Below are 15,094 nucleotides of genomic sequence, written 5' to 3' on the forward strand. Positions count from 1 at the left end.
GTCTCTGAAGCGCTCTCTCAAAGACAAAACACTGATGTAAAACCGCCGAAATGTCTCTGAGACGTACTCTCGAAGACAAAACACTGATGTAAAAGTGCCGAAATGTCTCTGAAGCGCTCTCTCAAAGACAAAACACTGATGTAAAAATGCCGAAATGTCTCTGAGACGTACTCTCGAAGACAAAACATTGATGTAAAACCGCCGAAATGTCTCTGAGACGTACTCTCGAAGACAAAACATTGATGTAAAACCGCCAAAATGTCTCTGAGGCGCTCTCTCGAAGACAAAACACAGAATTGAAAACATCTAAATGTCTCTGAAGCGTACTCTCAAAGATAAAACACCAATGCAAAAAGTACCCAATTATCCCTGAGTAGTTCAAAGCCGAAAGCCAGTCAAAACGGAACGATCCCAGAACCGAATTTTCAATAAAACAAAAATCGCGGTACCAAATGTCACCGCGATTTAAAATTATTATCCATTATGATATTTATACATCCATAATACCCCGGATTTTAACATACGTGGCACACGTCCTGTGAGTGTACGTTCTGCAACCAAACCAAAGCCTTCTTTTTTACCTAGGGAACCTAGCACACCTTTAAGTTTGATTTTAGGAAACTCTGTTGGTGGAGCTTCCCCTTCCCAGCGCTTTAAAAGAACCTGAACGATTTGTTCTGCCTGGCCTTCTGCAAGCTGTGCACTCGGTGCATGCGGTAAACTTGCACAGTCCCCAACGACATAGACGTGTTCATCATTTGGCAAGTTATGTTGCGGAGTTAAAATCACACGACCACTGCCGTCTTTTTCAACATCTAAGTCACGAACGACTTTATTTGGCTGAATACCAGCGGTCCAAACAACAACATCACTTTGAACAGGTTGGTCATTATTAAATAAGACGTTTTCTTCTACTCTCGTTATATTTGAGTTATTAATGATTTCAATATCGTTTTTATCAAACCAGTTCTCAACATACACACTCAATTTTTCAGGGAAAGCCGATAGAATATGGTTTCCTCTATCAAAGAGCTTAATTTGCAAGTCTGGCCTGCTTTCAAAAAGTTCACTTGCTAATTCAACCCCACTCAAACCTGCACCTACGATGGACACAGTTGCGCCAGCAGGGAGATTATTGAGTTTTTGATAGGTGGCCCTTGCATTATCAATCGACTGGATGCTATAAGTAAATTCCTTTGCACCTGGAACATTGTGGTACTTATCTTCACATCCTAATCCAATGACGAGGTTATCATAGCGTATTGATTCTTCATCTTTAAGGTGAACCAGCTTTTCATTCATATCAATGCCCGTAACTTCCCCAAACTTTACGTGCAAACTGGGGTGCTCTGGAAATGCTACACGAACATGAGAATCCGATATGGTACCGGCGGCAAGTGCGTAAAATTCTGTTTTTAAACTATGATAAGGTGCTCGGTCAATTAAGGTGATTTTAAATCCATCGGGTAATTGATTAGGGAGCAATCGATGTAAGATTCGCATTCCACCATACCCTCCGCCAAGTATAACAAGATTTTTCATGATGATTATCCCCTTTTGTTCCTCTCTTTAGTTGAAACGTTCACGTGCTTTTTATCCATTATTTATCTGAACCTGTAATCCTTTTCAAATCCACATAAAGTATAGCGAAAATGTGACAAAATAACAACAGATATCAGCAAAATTGACGTGTGGATAAAAAGAGAGTACGATAGGTAGTTGTAGTGAGGTGAAAAAACCAGTGAATCCTATCATTGAATTTTGTGTTAGTAATTTGGCGAGTGGCTCTGAGAAGGCAAAGGAAATCCTCGAACAGGATCCAAATCTTGATGTGATTGAGTATGGCTGCTTAAGTTATTGTGGGCAGTGCTTTGAGTCACTTTATGCTCTTGTAAATGGGGATGTAGTTACTGGTGAAACAGCTGAAGAGCTAGTAGAAAATATCTATGCCTATTTAGAAGAGAACCCAATGTTCTAACATTATATATATGTCAAAGAAAAAGCAGTAAATATACTGCTTTTTTCTTGTTTTGACAAAAAGAAAACCCTTCATTATAGAATGAAGAGTTTCTATAAAAACGGGGGATAGTCTCATTGTGGTCAAAAAATTCTTGCTTTAAACTTAAAGAAAAAGAAAATTTTGTACTAAACGGATTATTTGTATCAAATTCAATTTAACATTATACTTATAGTAATAACCTGATTTAAAAAAAGAGGGAGGTTACGAGGATGACAGATCGTGTCGTAAGTATTTCTGAAGCAGCTGCTTTCCAAATTAAAGATATGATGAAACAAAATGAAGAAGAAGGATCTTTCTTACGGGTTGCTGTTAAAGGTGGCGGCTGTAGTGGACTTTCATACGGAATGGGCTTTGAACAAGAAGAAAACGAACAAGACCTTCATGATGAACAACACGGAATTAAGATCTTAATCAACAAACAAGATGCTCCGATTTTAAACGGTGTAAAAATAGACTTCAAACAATCCCTAATGGGTGGAGGATTTACCATCGATAATCCGAATGCCATTGCATCCTGTGGGTGTGGTTCTTCCTTCCGTACGGCTAAAGTAGCTGGATCACCAGAAGAATGCTAAAAAAGTTGGGCTTTTCAAGCCTGACTTTTTTTTGACTAAATGTGGAAAATGTTAGTCGGTAAATTGACTTATTTCTTACAAGCGTCAAAAATCGATTGTTTTTAATATATTCCTAAGTATTAAAATGCCCCTGAAGTACTTGAAATATCAACATAAAAGTCCTATTATAGGATATGGATATTAAATAGTAAATTTTTTTGACAAATGTCGTAATTTTTTATGTCCAGTCATGGTATCTTACGTGAAAGATATCACAAACTATTTTATCAATAAAATCAGAGCTTGCAGTTGAAAATAGGTGTAAGCTGAATTTTTTACTGCAAAAAAAGAAAAGGTGGGCGTGATTACAGTGAGAAAGCCAAAAATCGTCGTTTTAGGAGCAGGATACGGTGGATTAACTACTATCGTTAACCTACAAAAAACATTAGGTGTAAATGAAGCAGATATTACACTAGTTAATAAAAATGATTATCACTATGAAACCACTTGGTTACATGAAGCATCAGCAGGAACTTTACATGCAGATCGTGTACGTTATCAAATTGAAGATGTAATTAGTGGACATAAAGTTAAATTTGTAAAAGGCTCTGTAGCAAAGATTGACACAGAAGGAAAACGTGTAATCCTTGAAGATGATTCACAGGTTGAATATGATTATTTGGTTGTAGCATTGGGTGGAGAATCTGAGACATTTGGTATTAAAGGCTTAAAAGAATATGCATTTACGATTTCTAACGTAAACACTGCTCGTCAAATTAAAGAGCATATTGAATATCAATTTGCCACTTATAATACAGAAGAGGAAAAAGACGATACCCGTCTTACAATCATTGTTGGTGGAGCAGGATTCACTGGAATTGAGTTTTTAGGAGAACTAGTTAACCGAGTTCCCGAGCTTTGCCGTGAATATGATGTTGATCAAAATAAAGTAAGAATCATCTGTGTGGAGGCTGCACCAACTGCATTACCAGGCTTCGATCCTGAATTAGTTGAATATGCAGTTAACCACTTAGAGAAAAAAGGTGTAGAATTCAAGATTGGTACTGCAATCAAAGAAGGAACACCCGAAGGAATCATTGTTGGTAAAGATGACGTAACTGAAGAAATTAAAGCACGTACTGTCGTTTGGGCAGCAGGTGTACGCGGTAACAGCGTAATTGAGGCATCTGGTTTTGAAGCAATGCGTGCACGTGTGAAGGTTGATAAGCAACTTCGTGCACCAGGAAACGACAATATCTTCTTTGTTGGAGATAGTTCATTAGTGATTAACGAAGAAATCAATCGTCCATACCCACCTACTGCACAAATTGCAATGCAACAGGGTGCATTAGTGGCGAAAAACATCGCAGTTCTTGTTCGTGGACAAGGAGAACTTGGTGAATTTACGTTCGATAACAAAGGAACTGTATGTTCACTTGGTGAGCACGATGGTATCGGAGTTGTATTTGGTAGAAAGATTTGGGGATCCAAAGCAGCATTCATGAAGAAAGTAATCGATAATCGTGCACTCTTCATCGTAGGTGGTCCATCACTTGTGCTTAAAAAAGGTAAATTGAAATTTTTATAAGATCATTTAAAGGGAATGTGGGGAGACTCGCATTCCTTTTTCACTATTAGTCCATTAAATCGGAGTAAAATCAATTGACTTACGTTCCATCCCTTTAGTACACTAGGAAGGGATTTATGCGTTCAGCTCCAGCGCTGAAAAGGCGCTTGCGCATTTGTTACTGGAGGAGAGTTACCATGTCATTCAGTTTTTTACCGATTTTATTAATTTCGATGATATTGTTTTTCGTTTTATTTTTTGGAATTGGATTCATTCTTAACATGCTTTTACGGATGTCATGGATTATGGCGATTATCTATCCAATTGTTGCGGTAGCCATTATTCAGGATGTTTCTTTTCTTGATTATTTTACATCACCAGGAACTGCCTTTCGCTCTTTAGGGAATAGCATCATGACTTTAGCTCCTTTAGATATTGCGATTTTACTTAGCGGTCTTGCTGGCGCAATTTTATCAGGAGTGGTTATTAAACTCCTTCGAAAAAAAGGATACAGAATGTTTTAGAACCCCATTTCCATATAATTGTGTTGAAAGAAACGTAAGGATTTTATAAAGGAATCCTTACGTTTCTTTTTTATACATGAATTATTTTCCACTCATAAGCGAATAATTTCTAACCGAATTGGAAAGAAATAGAGTCGTGAGAGGAGTGGAAAAATGTGTTTCATCTAAACACAATTTTAAGAAGAAGTGTAATGACGATGTTAGTTGCATTCGCACTATTCACTACGTTCCAATCTTTTTCCGGAGTACAGTCGAAAGACCTTACGAACTGGGCAAGCGAGCAAATAAAAAAGAAATCGCAATCAGTTGTGATGAAAAGTGTAGGACTGGTCTCCAAATATATGTTTTATATTCAAGGAAATAAAGCGGTAGTGGCTTCGAGTGTTGAAAGTACATTACCCATTGAAGAAGCGATTGATTTTTCAAAATACCCGAAAAAAACAGTTGTCGCGACTGGTTATACAGCGGGGGTAGAATCAACTGGTAAAGATGCGAAGCACCCTTCCTATGGTATCACCTACTCTGGTGTAAAAGTAAAGCGCGATCTGTATTCTACAATTGCTGCCGATTTAAGTGTCTTTCCAATCGGAACCATTCTGTTTATCCCTGATTACGGGTATGGAGTGGTTGCTGATAAAGGTGGGGCGATTAAAGGAAATAAAATTGATTTGTATTATGAAACCGTCAATGATGTGTATAACAAATGGGGGAAAAGAACCCTCGATGTCTATGTAATCAAAATGGGTGACGGCAAAATATCTGAAGAAGAAATCGCCGCTATGAACGAGGATAAATCGATGCAGGTATTTCGACAACAAATATTAGGTGAAAAAAGTTAAAGGCTAATCGCGATGATTAGCCATTTTTATTTGCTATAAAATATAAAGTAGGAATGTTAATAAAATCCCTGTCAAACCGCCAAAAAATACTTCAATGGGTTTATGGCCTAATAACTCTTTTAACTCACTTCGTTTTCTTTCTCCATCAAGCCTTGGCCATAGCTTTGCATCCTCCGCAAATTTTTGAAAGTCTGCAACAAGTTGGTTGAGAACGGTAGCCTGCTCACCAGCGTGTCTGCGAACACCGGACGCATCGAACATGACTATAACGGCAAAAACCGTAGATATGGCGAAAAAAGGAGAACCAACTCCTTGCTCAAGGGCGATCCCTGTTGTTAAAGCTGTTACAGCAGCTGAATGAGAACTTGGCATTCCACCAGTGCTTGTAATTAGGGACCAATCAACGTTTCTAGTCACAAAGAAATGTAGTGGGACCTTAACAAACTGCGCAAATCCAATTGCGGCAAGTGCGGTCCAAAGGGGGAAATTTGTAAAAAGCTCCATGTAAACTACGTCCTCTCAATTGAATGCACTTATTCTCTTTTTTGAATAGCATTAGTCACAATCAGCATGTTCGCCAATGGTTACTGTTATTATAAAAGAAATTACGAATGCCTGCAAAATGAAATCTTCTTCAGATGAAATTTAGTGTCTCGAAGTATATAATAAAATAAAATAAGTTGGAGGTGTTAGGATGTTTACAGTAAAAAATGAAATAAAAGTACAAGATACTCATGAAGCAATATTAATTGGTTTATATGCGAAAAATCAAAAAACAACTGGGCTGACCCACGAAATCGATACATTAGTAGACGGTCAAATTACAGTGCTGTTAAAAGAAGGAGACATATCAACAAAGAAAAATAATGTATCAAAAGTGCATACATTAGGAAAGACCCCTATTAAACGAGTTTACTTCCTTGGGCTTGGAAAAGAGGACGAGCAATCCTTTGAATCACTAAGAGAAGCATTTGGAAAGGCTGTTAAAGTAATTGATGAAGCCAAAATTGAAAGCTTTGCAGTTGATGTGGATTCCTTTGTAACGGAAAAGTTGGCGGTTCAAGATGTTGCTCATGCATTTGGAGAAGCATTTGCATTGTCTACATATAAATTTGCAGATTATAAACAAAAATCTAATGAACCAGAAAAGAAAATTGAAGACGTCATTGTTTACACGAATGATGATGCAGACGAAGTTGAAGCAAGTTTAAAAGTAGGATTTGCATATGGACAAGGGACAAACTCTGCGAGAACTCTTGTAAATTTACCTGGTAACATGCTAACGGCTACGGATTTAGCAAATTATGCATCTGAAATTGGAATGAAGTATGGGTTTGAAATCGAAATTCTCGACAAAGAAGAGATGGAAAAGCTTGGGATGGGCGCTCTTTTATCCGTAAATAAAGGTTCTGTAGAGCCTCCCAAAATGATTGTCCTAAAATATCAAGGAACCGATAACTGGAAGGATGTCATTGGCTTAGTTGGAAAAGGGATTACCTTCGATACAGGTGGCTATTCCATTAAGCCAAAGGACGGCATTGTTGGTATGAAATCTGACATGGGTGGAGCTGCTGCTGTATTAGGAGCGATGGAGATTATTGGTCAACTAAAACCGGAAAAAAATGTTGTCGCCGTCATTCCATCAACTGACAATATGATCAGTGGTGATGCATTTAAGCCAGATGATGTTGTGACATCGATGAACGGTAAAACAATCGAAATCCTAAATACAGATGCAGAAGGGCGTCTTGCATTAGCAGATGGAATCACGTATGCGAAGTTCCATGGTGCCTCCTATTTGGTTGATGTGGCAACGTTAACGGGTGGAGTCATTGTTGCTCTAGGAAATGATATAACTGGCGCAATGACAAATAATGAAGCTTTTTTTGAAGAAATACTAGAAGCCTCATTAGAAGCCGGCGAGCCAATTTGGCGCCTACCAATTACCGAAAACCATAAAAAACGTGTTCGGAAGAGTCTGGTGGCTGACTTGAACAATTCACCAGGACGCGATGGACATGCCATTTTTGCAGGTACATTCCTTGGTGAGTTCGCAGAGAGTACACCATGGGTACACCTTGATATAGCAGGAACGGCAACTACTACAACAGCTCATAATTTAGGTCCTGCAGGTGCAACCGGGGTTATGGTTCGCACGCTTGCAACTTTAGTTGAAAGATTTGGTATAACTGAAGAATAATAAGTAGGAAGTCTACCGAGTGTAGGCTTCTTTTTTCCTTTTAAAAGCACCTTCTTACGCAAAAAATTCCATTGACGTTATCTACCATCCTATGATATTGTAATTTAGGTATTTTAATTCTCTACCAATTTAGCAGACTAAAGCAAAAACTAATTAACTATTACTAGAAGGAGTTTTCATCATGAATGCAGTTGTTATAGCCGTTCTTGTTATGCTTATATTAAGTTTATTTCGTATAAATGTTGTCGTTGCTCTTGCAGTGGGGGCGATTGTTGGAGGACTTACAGGTGGCCTAGACCTTGCATCGACTGTTTCTACCTTTACAGATGGCTTAGGCGGTAATGCCACGGTTGCGTTGAGCTATGCCTTACTTGGTAGTTTTGCAGTTGCTATATCAAGAACTGGCCTACCAGATGCCATGGTAGATCTAGCCATCAAAATGGTCGGACAACAAGGGGATAGTAAACGTAAAACCTATTCAAAGGTTTTAATCATTTTTATCATTTTAGCCATTTCTATTTCATCACAAAACCTAGTTCCTGTTCATATTGCATTTATACCTATTTTAATTCCACCATTATTAAAGGTTTTTAATGAACTTGAAATTGATCGTCGATTGATTGCTTCTGTTATTACGTTTGGATTAACAGCACCGTATATTGCATTGCCAGTTGGATTTGGCGAGATTTTCCACGGACTGTTACAGCAATATATGCTCGAAAGTGGCCTTGAAGTTGCGAAAAAAGATATCCCTGTTGCCATGTTGATTCCAACTGCAGGGATGGTTGTTGGTTTACTGGTCGCAATCTTTTTTTCCTATCGTAAACCTAAAACATATAAAAATATTGAAATTACAAATACATCGAATTCAAAAGCCACCTATACGAAAAAGAGTATTGCTTTTGCTCTCATTTCGGTACTTGCTACGTTAACTGTTCAGTTAACACTTTCACAAGTATTTGATGTTGATGGCATGATTTTTGGAGCTTTGGTCGGTATCATCGTTCTTTATTTCAGTGGCTCCATGAAAGTAAATCAAGCTGACGAAGTGATAACAGGCGGAATGAAAATGATGGCTTTCATTGGTTTTGTGATGATCACAGCATCCGGGTTTGCTGCTGTTATTAATGAAACCGGGGATGTGGAAGAGCTTGTTAAGCAGTCAGCTTCCTTAATGAATGGAAACCAAGCATTTGCTGCTTTAATGATGTTAATCGTCGGTCTATTGATCACATTAGGAATAGGATCTTCGTTTTCAACGATTCCAATCATCGCGACGATCTTTGTTCCTTTATGTTTGGAGCTTGGATTTAGTCCAATGGCGACAATTGCCATTGTTGGTTCCGCGGCCGCTTTAGGAGATGCGGGGTCACCTGCATCAGATAGTACGCTTGGTCCAACCGCTGGACTTAATGTCGATGGCCAGCATAATCATATCTGGGATACTTGTGTACCGACATTTTTACACTATAATATTCCACTTATTATTTTCGGTTGGATTGCAGCCATTCTTCTATAAAACGATACCCCCACGAAAGATTGTGGGGGTTTCTCATTTTTAAGAGGCTTTAGTTGAAAGATCAATCGCAGCGTTTTTTGTTACTGTGCGATAAATTCTAGGTGAAATGATTCCAGCGAAAATGGTGAAAGCGAGATCCTTTACTATGAACCAAGCCATAACTGCCCAGGCTGCTCCATAGCTCATTTTAACCTCTAACCAAAAGTTTAATGCAAAGTACATATAGTTTGTGCCGATGAAATAGTTCATGAATAGACCAACAAATGCAGCAAATATGAATGTTTGTAATGTTGGGTTCCCTTTAGCATGTTCAACAACTTTTCCTGCGAAATAGGCTGTTGCAATAAATGATAAAATAAATCCGCCAGTGCTTCCAATGATCGGTGCGATTCCTGCCTCAAATCCTGAAAAGACAGGTGCCCCGGCAATTCCTATGAGCATGTAAACAATCATTGAAATAGCTCCTAATCGGCTCCCAAGTAGGAGCCCTGCTAATACGGCAAAAAAGGTTTGCATGGTTAGCGGAACCCCAGCAACCTGTAAAAACGGTACCATTGAAGTGATGTTTGCACCAATTGCCATAAGTGCTGCAAACATCCCGACATATGTAACTTCAATTGCTCGAATTCGTGGTTTTGAAATTGTTGTCATTATATGTTAACCTCCATGATTATTAAGTTAACAAAATGGTAAAACAAGATGAGCTATATGTCAACATAAAAATAAATGAAGTTAACAAATGAAAGTTGAGTCATATGCTTTCGGGAGAGTTGATAAAATAGTGGTAGATGATTTCCCTTACAATAATCGAAGCGTTACACTAAGATCCTGGAATGAAAGAAATTGTTATTGTCAAAAAATAATTTTGCTGTCCATGGCAAGAAAAATGTGTCAAAAAGGTAGTCCTGTAAATATAATGCCCATATCCGAAAATGTTGGGAGCGGTCGGAATGAGTATTGGAATTGTATTAATGGGCCTTTTTGTCGGGTTTTTGGTCGGGTTAACAGGCGTAGGTGGAGCGGCATTATTGACCCCTTTTTTAATCTTAATTGGTATCAATCCTCTAATTGCAGTTGGAACAGATTTTCTTTATAACTCTATCACTAAACTTTTTGGATCTGTTCAGCATTTTCGGCAGAAAACAATCAATTTTAAACTTGTGAAATATTTGGCTTTAGGTAGTGTTCCTAGTGCAATCATAGCTGTTACTACATTACATTTTGTTGGAGGAGACAAACTCTTGCAAGGAGAAATTGTGAAGCATGCCCTCGGTTATGTCCTTATGATGGTTGCCATTGCAACTGTAGTAAAGACATTATTTAGCTCTCGTTTCTCCCAAAGTTCCTACAGTTTAAAGTCCATTGAAGATAAAGCAAAAGCCACGATTTTTTTAGGGGCAGTTCTTGGATTTATAGTTGGATTAACATCCGTTGGATCTGGTTCGCTTTTTGCACTTGCGATGCTGTTATTTTATCAATTACGAGCATCAGAGTTAGTCGGGACAGATATTGCACATGCATTTATTTTAGTTACGGTGAGCAGCTTTTTTCATGTAGGTTTTGGGAATGTTGACTTTCTCTTGGTGATGAATTTGCTTTGTGGCTCAATTCCTGGAGTCATCATTGGTAGTTCTTTATCCGCAAAGGTTCCAATGAAACCACTACAAACGGTGATAGGGATTATTATTTTTATTAGTGGTTTGAAATTAATCTATTAGTTGAAATACGAAAAAAATTGCGAACTAATATACCTTAGTGTAAAATTACACTAAGGTTTTTGGCTTTCTCTTGGTAAGAGAAGGTAAATGATTAAAAAGGTGATCAATATGGATAAGGAACAGTTGATTCAAATACTCTCCGAAAGAATGAAGCTAATCCGTACTGAAAAAGGGTATACACAGGACAAAATGGCGGAGATCTTGGGGATTTCAAAAAAGACATTGGTGCAAATTGAAAAAGGGCGAATTCAAGCGGGATGGACAATTATCGTAGCGGTTTGTGCATTATTTCGCGATAGTGAGATTATCCAAACAACATTAGGTGGAGACCCAATCGACGTCATTGAAATTATCGGACGAAATGGGATTGACCGTGCCAAAGAACGCACGTTGGGTGGTAAGGTATGGTGGAAAGATCTTAAGAAGGAAGGAAGGTTTCGTCTCCAACAAAATATGATAAGCCAACATTATCGTATCTTAGATGATGCCAATTTTAGATGGTATTCATCGTTTAATAAAGAGGAAGCCTATAACAGGTTAAAAGAAATTTCGATTGAAGCAAACTAGAAACGGGGCAAAATCTATTTGGCCCCATTTTTCTTCTTCGCTGTTTTGTTTTTTGAATACGTAAATGAAGTTAAGTTGTTATTTACGGCAGCTTCTTCGTTAAGTCTTTCTTTTTTAGCCATATACTTCCTCCATTAATTTTGTTAGTGATCCAGAGAAAAGTCCTCGTAGCGTTGGTTTAAATATACATTTTCTCCAGTTGCGAAGTTTATGTTTCGAAGGTCCAGCTCAGGATCAAGTTGATTCACGAGTTGTTCTTCTTTGCTTTGTATTTGTCTTAATGTATCTCTATATCTATCTTCCATTGATTTACCTCCTCGTGTTTTTATCATGTCCTAAATCGTGTAAATTTCATTCTGGTAATCAAAAAAGAACGATAGGCAAATTTTTACCTTCGTTCAAATGGATTATTCATTATCGCCATCTTAATGCAATAGTTAATATACTGGATTTAGAGCCTTTTACACTTGCTTCTAAGTGAAGATTTAAACCATCAGGATTAAAGGTTGCTTTTACTTTCGACTGAATGCCTGTTGTTTTTAGCAGTCGTTCTACTTCCTGGTCATTTGATGCCTGTGCAGCAGCCATTACTTTTTTTGTAAACTCTCTAGAATCAGCTAATTTGGCCAATATCAGGCTGGCATCCTTCATGAGAATTCTCATTTCTTCTGCCGATTGCTTAAATAAAGTTGGGTCAACTTCAGGAAATTGACGATAATAGGTATATGGGCAGTACAACATTGAGTCAGCAAAAACAGAATGGCTTGTTAGGTTTGAATAATACCCTGGATACAAAACAGTTCTTGGTGGTCCTTGACGTCCATAGATAAACGGATGTTCGTACAAAGGTAGACCTCCCTTATCAAAATTTCTGTTACAATATATGTAATTTTTTGTATAAGGGTGCATATAAATGGGTGCTTAAGGCCTACTTCCTGTCAATTCCTAGTATCTTCAAAACAATTCCTTCCCAAATCTTCCAAGGAAGTGCATTTTTAAGGATAATGGTGAATCTTGTTCCTTTACCTACTGGGTAGCGAAGTCTAGTTAAGGAGGGCTTTGTAGCTAGTCTTACGATGAATGTAGCAACTTCAAGTGGGTCACCGTAAGATGCTTGGTTTTTCTCAAGCCTTGCTTCAATCTTTTTCATCAATTCTTGATAGGGAGATGTCGGAAGCATCGACTGTTCTGCTACCTTTTTACCACTGCTCCATATATTCGTTTGAAAAGACCCTGGCTCAATTAGTGCTACATCAATACCAAACGCTCTTACCTCAAATTGCAATGATTCAGACCAGCCCTCCAATGCGTATTTAGACGCAACATAAGGAGAGATGGCTGGGAATCCCATTTGTCCACTTATGCTGCTAAGATTCATGATTTTACCAGCTCTTTGCTTTCTCATATAGGGTAGAACAAGTTTAGTCACTTGAATCAACCCGAAAAAGTTTGTTTCAAACTGGGCCTTGTATTCCGATATTGAAATTTCCTCTGCAAATCCACCTGTCGCAAAGCCAGCATTATTTAATAAGATATCGACCCGACCAAGCTTTTGAAGGGTTGTTTGAAATGTATGTAAAGAATCAGAATCGGTCACATCCAACCTACAAAATTGGAGATTCTCTTCTAGGTCTGGATTATTTAGGTGACGTAGAATGTTTTCTTTTCTTTGCAGATTTCTCATGGTGGCGACAACAAAGAATCCTTTTTTTAAAAACTCAATTGAACTCAGAAGTCCAAATCCACTTGATGCCCCGGTAATGATTGCAATGGGTTTGTCCACACTTTTCTCTCCCTTAAATAAAATGGTTTCTAATATTATCCATTTAATCTTATAATAGAAAAAGATAAGTATCTAGAATGTACCCGATAAAGGCGGGATAAAATTGCAGATAAATGAAGTTATATCAATTATTCAAGAACATGGTTATCTCGGACTTTATTTATGGCTATGGGTTGGCGCATTTGTGATTCCACTTCCAAACGAAATGATTGTATCAACAATCGGTTTTTTTGCGGCTGAGGATGTTTTTGTACCTTGGAAGATTTTCTTTATAACCTACCTTGGAATCATAGCTGCCGTTACCACAAGCTATGTATTTGGACGCTTCGCAGGAAATGCCATGGTCTTTCTCATGAATAAACAAAATAAAATGAGAAGAAAAATCGAACGTGCGTTATTAATGATTGAAAAATACAATACATTTGCATTAGCATTTTGCTATTTCGTACCAGGCTTTCGTATTCTATTTCCATTCTTATTCGGGTTTAGTAAGTTTTCGTTCATAAAATTTGCTTTAATCCTGTATACTACTATTTTTATTTGGGTGTCCCTTGTTTTTTCAGTCGGCTATTTTGCAGGGGAAGAATTCATTGAAGCGTTTATTAAATACTACGATATTGTGGTAGGTCTAGCTGTTGCAGCGTTAATGGTGTATGTAATGGTTAAGATAAGAAGGAAAAGAAAGCTGAGAAAGCTTTCACATTGAGAGGGTGTACAGATCATGAAAAAGCTGTCTTTGTTTCTGATTTTCAACATCATGATTGGCTGTTCACAGGATGAGAACCTGGATGGACCAGCAGTAAAGGAAACAGTTTCAAACCCAGTTATTATCGCTACAAATCTGACGATCCCATGGATGATCACAAAAACGGATGGAATCTTCTTCATTCCCGAACGAATTGGAAAACTTTCTGAAATAGAGGAGGCTTCTGGACAGGTGATCCCCCAACAATTAAAACTTCAAAAAGAAATTTTGGATCAAGGAGAAGGGGGCTTTTTGGGCTTTACACTCGCACCGGATTTTCAGAATTCGAATGAAGCATTTATGTATCATACATACATGGAAGATGGTAACATTTTAAATCGCGTCATTCTTGTAGAAAGAAATGGGTCCAGTTGGGTGGAAAAATTAGTATTACTTGAAGGGATTCCAGGAGGAAGAATTCATAATGGCGGTCGTATTAAAATTGGCCCTGATGATAAGCTTTACGTGACTGCTGGAGATGCTGGAATTCCAGAAAATGCACAAGATGTTACAAGTCTGGCAGGAAAGATTTTACGGATGAATCTCGATGGCTCAATTCCAACTGACAATCCATTTCCTAATTCGTATGTCTATACATATGGTCACAGAAACCCACAGGGGCTTGTCTGGGATGAAAAAGGAACTTTATACAGCACCGAGCATGGACAAAGAGCACATGACGAGATTAACTTACTTGAACCGGGTAAAAATTATGGTTGGCCAATTATTGAAGGGAGTGAAACAAAGCCAGGCATGGTTACACCTATTTATCAAACAGGTGAGGAAACATGGGCCCCTTCCGGTATCGACTATGCAAATGGTAAGCTATATATTGCTACATTACGCGGTTCAAAGGTAAGAAGCTATGAAATTGAATCAGGTAGGATTGAAGTTATCCTTGATATTAATAGCCGGATGAGGGATATCTATATAGAGGACAACACACTCTATACCATCACAAATAACAAGGATGGTCGGGGAAACCCGAAGGAAGACGATGACAAGCTTCTCTCGATTTCATTAACGGGAATTCGAAAATAAAAAGCGGGCTTAGGGGG

General features: G+C 38.1%; 17 protein-coding genes. 11 read left to right on the forward strand and 6 right to left on the reverse strand.

Going from position 1 to position 15,094, the window contains the following annotated elements; all coding sequences use genetic code 11:
• Window positions 1–474 precede the first annotated feature (474 nt).
• Window positions 475–1,542, reverse strand: a complete 1,068-nt coding sequence (locus E1I69_RS19790) for an NAD(P)/FAD-dependent oxidoreductase (protein WP_136381290.1) — start codon at window positions 1,540–1,542, stop codon at window positions 475–477.
• A gap of 199 nt (window positions 1,543–1,741) precedes the next feature.
• Between E1I69_RS19790 and E1I69_RS19795 the strand changes: the two genes are divergently transcribed.
• The 5 genes from E1I69_RS19795 (at window position 1,742) to E1I69_RS19815 (ending at window position 5,504) form a co-directional block, all read left to right on the forward strand.
• The gene (locus E1I69_RS19795; protein ID WP_136381291.1) at window positions 1,742–1,978 is read left to right on the forward strand and encodes a YuzB family protein; all 237 of its coding nucleotides are present in this window, start codon (window positions 1,742–1,744) and stop codon (window positions 1,976–1,978) included.
• 251 nt (window positions 1,979–2,229) lie between these two features.
• Entirely contained in the window at window positions 2,230–2,595 is a 366-nt protein-coding gene (locus tag E1I69_RS19800; RefSeq protein WP_136381292.1) for a HesB/IscA family protein, read from the forward strand.
• Between the two features lie 340 nt (window positions 2,596–2,935).
• Window positions 2,936–4,162 carry an NAD(P)/FAD-dependent oxidoreductase gene (locus E1I69_RS19805; protein ID WP_207308583.1) on the forward strand — a complete coding sequence of 409 codons (1,227 nt, stop codon included), beginning with the start codon at window positions 2,936–2,938 and terminating at the stop codon, window positions 4,160–4,162.
• A gap of 176 nt (window positions 4,163–4,338) precedes the next feature.
• A complete protein-coding gene (locus E1I69_RS19810; RefSeq protein ID WP_136381294.1) occupies window positions 4,339–4,665 on the forward strand; it encodes a YuiB family protein in 327 nt (108 codons plus the stop codon).
• A gap of 155 nt (window positions 4,666–4,820) precedes the next feature.
• The gene (locus tag E1I69_RS19815; protein ID WP_278186177.1) at window positions 4,821–5,504 is read left to right on the forward strand and encodes a 3D domain-containing protein; all 684 of its coding nucleotides are present in this window, start codon (window positions 4,821–4,823) and stop codon (window positions 5,502–5,504) included.
• A 33-nt stretch (window positions 5,505–5,537) separates the two neighbouring features.
• Here the strand turns inward: E1I69_RS19815 and E1I69_RS19820 are convergent, their stop codons facing one another.
• Window positions 5,538–6,008 (reverse strand): divergent PAP2 family protein, encoded by a 471-nt coding sequence (locus E1I69_RS19820; RefSeq protein WP_136381295.1) that lies wholly within the window; start codon window positions 6,006–6,008, stop codon window positions 5,538–5,540.
• Window positions 6,009–6,198: 190 nt separating this feature from the next.
• Here E1I69_RS19820 and E1I69_RS19825 point away from each other — a divergent pair, with 190 nt between their 5' ends.
• Both E1I69_RS19825 and E1I69_RS19830 read left to right on the forward strand, forming a co-directional pair.
• Window positions 6,199–7,704, forward strand: a complete 1,506-nt coding sequence (locus E1I69_RS19825; protein WP_136381296.1) for a leucyl aminopeptidase — start codon at window positions 6,199–6,201, stop codon at window positions 7,702–7,704.
• A gap of 181 nt (window positions 7,705–7,885) precedes the next feature.
• Entirely contained in the window at window positions 7,886–9,223 is a 1,338-nt protein-coding gene (locus E1I69_RS19830) for a Na+/H+ antiporter family protein (RefSeq protein ID WP_136381297.1), read from the forward strand.
• A gap of 39 nt (window positions 9,224–9,262) precedes the next feature.
• On the opposite strand, the gene E1I69_RS19835 is transcribed toward E1I69_RS19830, so the two are convergent.
• Entirely contained in the window at window positions 9,263–9,874 is a 612-nt protein-coding gene (locus E1I69_RS19835; protein WP_136381298.1) for a biotin transporter BioY, read from the reverse strand.
• Between the two features lie 299 nt (window positions 9,875–10,173).
• Between E1I69_RS19835 and E1I69_RS19840 the strand changes: the two genes are divergently transcribed.
• Both E1I69_RS19840 and E1I69_RS19845 read left to right on the forward strand, forming a co-directional pair.
• Window positions 10,174–10,941, forward strand: a complete 768-nt coding sequence (locus E1I69_RS19840) for a sulfite exporter TauE/SafE family protein (RefSeq protein WP_136381299.1) — start codon at window positions 10,174–10,176, stop codon at window positions 10,939–10,941.
• A 108-nt stretch (window positions 10,942–11,049) separates the two neighbouring features.
• Window positions 11,050–11,508, forward strand: coding sequence for a helix-turn-helix domain-containing protein (locus E1I69_RS19845; protein ID WP_136381324.1), 459 nt, complete (start codon window positions 11,050–11,052; stop codon window positions 11,506–11,508).
• A 143-nt stretch (window positions 11,509–11,651) separates the two neighbouring features.
• On the opposite strand, the gene E1I69_RS24480 is transcribed toward E1I69_RS19845, so the two are convergent.
• The 3 genes from E1I69_RS24480 to E1I69_RS19855 all read right to left on the reverse strand — a co-directional run bounded on the left by E1I69_RS24480 (window position 11,652) and on the right by E1I69_RS19855 (window position 13,291).
• Complete coding sequence (locus E1I69_RS24480; RefSeq protein WP_154670422.1) at window positions 11,652–11,813, reverse strand: hypothetical protein; 162 nt, start codon at window positions 11,811–11,813, stop codon at window positions 11,652–11,654.
• A 109-nt stretch (window positions 11,814–11,922) separates the two neighbouring features.
• Window positions 11,923–12,354 carry a hypothetical protein gene (locus E1I69_RS19850; RefSeq protein ID WP_136381300.1) on the reverse strand — a complete coding sequence of 144 codons (432 nt, stop codon included), beginning with the start codon at window positions 12,352–12,354 and terminating at the stop codon, window positions 11,923–11,925.
• An 82-nt stretch (window positions 12,355–12,436) separates the two neighbouring features.
• Entirely contained in the window at window positions 12,437–13,291 is an 855-nt protein-coding gene (locus E1I69_RS19855; protein ID WP_136381301.1) for an oxidoreductase, read from the reverse strand.
• A 103-nt stretch (window positions 13,292–13,394) separates the two neighbouring features.
• Here E1I69_RS19855 and E1I69_RS19860 point away from each other — a divergent pair, with 103 nt between their 5' ends.
• Complete coding sequence (locus E1I69_RS19860) at window positions 13,395–13,997, forward strand: DedA family protein (protein ID WP_136381302.1); 603 nt, start codon at window positions 13,395–13,397, stop codon at window positions 13,995–13,997.
• A gap of 15 nt (window positions 13,998–14,012) precedes the next feature.
• Window positions 14,013–15,077, forward strand: coding sequence for a PQQ-dependent sugar dehydrogenase (locus E1I69_RS19865; RefSeq protein ID WP_136381303.1), 1,065 nt, complete (start codon window positions 14,013–14,015; stop codon window positions 15,075–15,077).
• The last annotated feature ends 17 nt before the right edge of the window (window positions 15,078–15,094 follow it).

Origin of the sequence: Bacillus timonensis, from assembly GCF_004799755.1 — a bacterium.
GTDB lineage: Bacteria > Bacillota > Bacilli > Bacillales > Bacillaceae_L > Ferdinandcohnia > Ferdinandcohnia timonensis_A.

What these genes read in the sequence shown, in the direction of transcription:
- E1I69_RS19825 (WP_136381296.1), top strand. Translation starts at nt 6,199, where the DNA reads ATGTTTACAGTAAAAAATGAAATAAAAGTACAAGATACTCATGAAGCA.
- E1I69_RS19865 (WP_136381303.1), top strand. Translation starts at nt 14,013, where the DNA reads ATGAAAAAGCTGTCTTTGTTTCTGATTTTCAACATCATGATTGGCTGT.
- E1I69_RS19835 (WP_136381298.1), bottom strand. Translation starts at nt 9,874, where the DNA reads ATGACAACAATTTCAAAACCACGAATTCGAGCAATTGAAGTTACATAT.
- E1I69_RS19790 (WP_136381290.1), bottom strand. Translation starts at nt 1,542, where the DNA reads ATGAAAAATCTTGTTATACTTGGCGGAGGGTATGGTGGAATGCGAATC.
- E1I69_RS24480 (WP_154670422.1), bottom strand. Translation starts at nt 11,813, where the DNA reads ATGGAAGATAGATATAGAGATACATTAAGACAAATACAAAGCAAAGAA.
- E1I69_RS19820 (WP_136381295.1), bottom strand. Translation starts at nt 6,008, where the DNA reads ATGGAGCTTTTTACAAATTTCCCCCTTTGGACCGCACTTGCCGCAATT.
- E1I69_RS19845 (WP_136381324.1), top strand. Translation starts at nt 11,050, where the DNA reads ATGGATAAGGAACAGTTGATTCAAATACTCTCCGAAAGAATGAAGCTA.
- E1I69_RS19840 (WP_136381299.1), top strand. Translation starts at nt 10,174, where the DNA reads ATGAGTATTGGAATTGTATTAATGGGCCTTTTTGTCGGGTTTTTGGTC.
- E1I69_RS19830 (WP_136381297.1), top strand. Translation starts at nt 7,886, where the DNA reads ATGAATGCAGTTGTTATAGCCGTTCTTGTTATGCTTATATTAAGTTTA.
- E1I69_RS19810 (WP_136381294.1), top strand. Translation starts at nt 4,339, where the DNA reads ATGTCATTCAGTTTTTTACCGATTTTATTAATTTCGATGATATTGTTT.
- E1I69_RS19800 (WP_136381292.1), top strand. Translation starts at nt 2,230, where the DNA reads ATGACAGATCGTGTCGTAAGTATTTCTGAAGCAGCTGCTTTCCAAATT.